The organism is Maribacter sp., from assembly GCF_039968975.1.
Lineage (GTDB): Bacteria > Bacteroidota > Bacteroidia > Flavobacteriales > Flavobacteriaceae > Maribacter.
Window position 1 is genome coordinate 1 of the sequence record NZ_JBDVOT010000238.1, and the last position, 2,493, is coordinate 2,493.

4 protein-coding genes are annotated in these 2,493 nt (G+C 33.9%); 2 read left to right on the top strand and 2 right to left on the bottom strand.

What is annotated here, in order from left to right; translation table 11 throughout:
* Positions 1-194: 194 nt before the first annotated feature.
* Both ABJI11_RS16400 and ABJI11_RS16405 read right to left on the bottom strand, forming a co-directional pair.
* Positions 195-764 carry a DUF4136 domain-containing protein gene (locus ABJI11_RS16400; protein ID WP_036156457.1) on the bottom strand — a complete coding sequence of 190 codons (570 nt, stop codon included), beginning with the start codon at positions 762-764 and terminating at the stop codon, positions 195-197.
* Positions 765-838: 74 nt separating this feature from the next.
* Positions 839-997, bottom strand: coding sequence for a DUF5522 domain-containing protein (locus ABJI11_RS16405; RefSeq protein ID WP_166637489.1), 159 nt, complete (start codon positions 995-997; stop codon positions 839-841).
* A gap of 196 nt (positions 998-1,193) precedes the next feature.
* On the opposite strand from ABJI11_RS16405, the gene ABJI11_RS16410 reads away from it, so the two are divergent.
* Both ABJI11_RS16410 and ABJI11_RS16415 read left to right on the top strand, forming a co-directional pair.
* A complete protein-coding gene (locus ABJI11_RS16410) occupies positions 1,194-1,523 on the top strand; it encodes a hypothetical protein (protein ID WP_276493838.1) in 330 nt (109 codons plus the stop codon).
* 11 nt (positions 1,524-1,534) lie between these two features.
* Positions 1,535-2,440, top strand: a complete 906-nt coding sequence (locus ABJI11_RS16415) for a pyridoxal-phosphate dependent enzyme (RefSeq protein WP_348354624.1) — start codon at positions 1,535-1,537, stop codon at positions 2,438-2,440.
* Positions 2,441-2,493: the final 53 nt, after the last annotated feature.

Below are 2,493 nucleotides of genomic sequence, written 5' to 3' on the forward strand. Positions count from 1 at the left end.
AGTAGTGGTCAAAAACTTAGACGCCTATTATAATTTTGCGAAATTTAAGATTGCTTCATTGCCCAGTATAGGTGGTGTTAAAAGTGCTTTTGTTTTAAATGAAGTAAAGAATGATACTCACTTTCCGTTACTATAAATAAAAAGGGGCTTGTAGATGAATTCAACTACAAGCCCCTTTTTAAATTGTATAGCTATTATTTCATTGCAACGGCATTAGGAGGGTATTGCTCTAAAATTTGAGAAACAAATTCTCTAATGCGCTCTTCTTTTTTGGCGATGTTTTTGGTGTTAGAAAGTGTGCCTACACCTTTACCTTGCCACACCAATTCGCTAGTTTTATTATCTATGAGGTCAATATATAAAGAACCTTGGGTGCTTGCACTAACACTTGTGCCGCCCCAGCCAAAACCAGGTCCCCATGCCCATGGGTTATAACCCCATCCCCAGGCACCACCCCAGCCATAGTTGTTATTGTATACGTCAACCCTTTCTTGTTCTTTGGTGAAAATACTGACTAAGATGTCTGGTGTTTCAGACTTTACAAAACCTCTAGAGCTCATTTCAGTTTCAATGGCACGAAGAATACGCTTCTTGTCTAAATCTGATATTTGAGCTTTGTCTATGCCTGTTTTATAGAAAGCATAAGATTTATATCCGTTAAAATCTGCTTTTTGATCATAATCAGAAAGTACACTAACCGATGAGCAAGAAGTGATAAAAACTAAAAGAAGCAGAGGTAAGCCAAGTAATTTGATGTTTTTCATAACGTTATATATTTTAAGTACTTATTTTTTCTAAAAAGAATATTCACAAATACCGTGCCGAGCTATGTTAAAATCTACTGTGTATTTGTTTTAGGATCATACCCGTACGGGCAATGTCTGCAACCACTTTCACAGCAATATCCCCGTTTTAAGTGGTATTGTTTGGTAAAAACTCTAAATCCGTTTTCAGACCAATAAAAATCACCTTCTTCAATAGGGATTATTTCTTTCATGTAATCAATACCTTTTAATAGTATAAAGTTACTTCTTTCTGTTGATAACCTAAAAGCAATATGTTTTGAAGTTAGCAATTAAAGCGCTTAATCCATTATTTGACCATTAATCGGTTTTGTTGGCAATAAAAACCAGTAATTTTTTTACGGTCTAATTTTGGCTTTATATTTGTTGTAATAGTATCAAATTAAATCTATGATATTGGTTTTTAGACATTTCTTCTATAAAAATTATGTGGGTCTTTCACTATGGCCTTTCATATTTTTAAAAAATGGAAGTTTAAAAAATGATGATGTTCTCATAAACCATGAGAAAATTCATTTGCGTCAGCAACAAGAATTATTGATTCTTCCTTTTTATATTTTATATCTAACAGAATGGGTAATTAGAGCCATTTGCTATTTAGATACTTACAAAGCTTATCAAAATCTTAGTTTTGAGCGCGAGGCTTATGTAAATGAAAATGATATGGATTATCTGTCCAATCGAAAAACATTTAGCTTTATTAAATATCTTTGGCGATAAATTCGCCCTACTTGCAAAGCATTAATCAATTTATTGAACATCCCTTATTAGCAGAAAAGCAGGTAACTCTTGTTATTAAGCGCGAAGATTTATTACATCCGTTTATTTCTGGAAACAAGTATAGAAAACTTAAGTACAATTTATTGGCTGCCCAGGCAGAAAACCAGCATACCATTTTAACCTTTGGCGGAGCATATTCTAACCATATTGCCGCAACTGCCTATGCGGCGAAAGAAAAAGGGTTTAAGGCAATAGGGGTTATACGTGGAGAAGAACTTGAATCTTCATGGAAAACGAACGCCACTTTAAAGAAGGCTTATGATGATGGTATGCGTTTTAAGTTTATAAGCAGAAGCGACTATCGAGAAAAAGAATCTGACGTATTTATTGATGATTTACGAAATGAGTTCGGACAATTTTATCTGGTGCCAGAGGGAGGGACTAATGATTTAGCGATAAAAGGGTGCGAAGAAATTATTACCAAAAAAGATAAAGAATTTGATTTCATATGCAGCAGTGTGGGTACTGGCGGTACGGTATCAGGGTTAATAAAGTCCTCTTTTTTACATCAAAAAGTACTAGGTTTTTCTGCGTTAAAAGGAGGCTTTTTAAATGATGAAATAGAAAAATTGGTAGACAACCAACGGTGGCAATTGGTGACCGATTATTATTTTGGTGGCTATGCAAAAACATCAGAAGAGCTAATTCATTTTATTAATACATTCAAAGAAATCACGTCTATTCCATTAGATCCTATTTATACAGGAAAAATGATTTTTGGGTTGTTCGATATGATTAAGCATGATACTTTTGCGGTAGGAACCAAAATTATGGCAATACATACGGGTGGTTTACAAGGTATTGCTGGCATGAATAGTGTACTGAAAAAGAAAAATTTACCTTTGTTGAATATATGAAAAAGATAATTTTGTTGGTTTTGTTGATTGGAATAGGGGTGTCATCTTGTAAA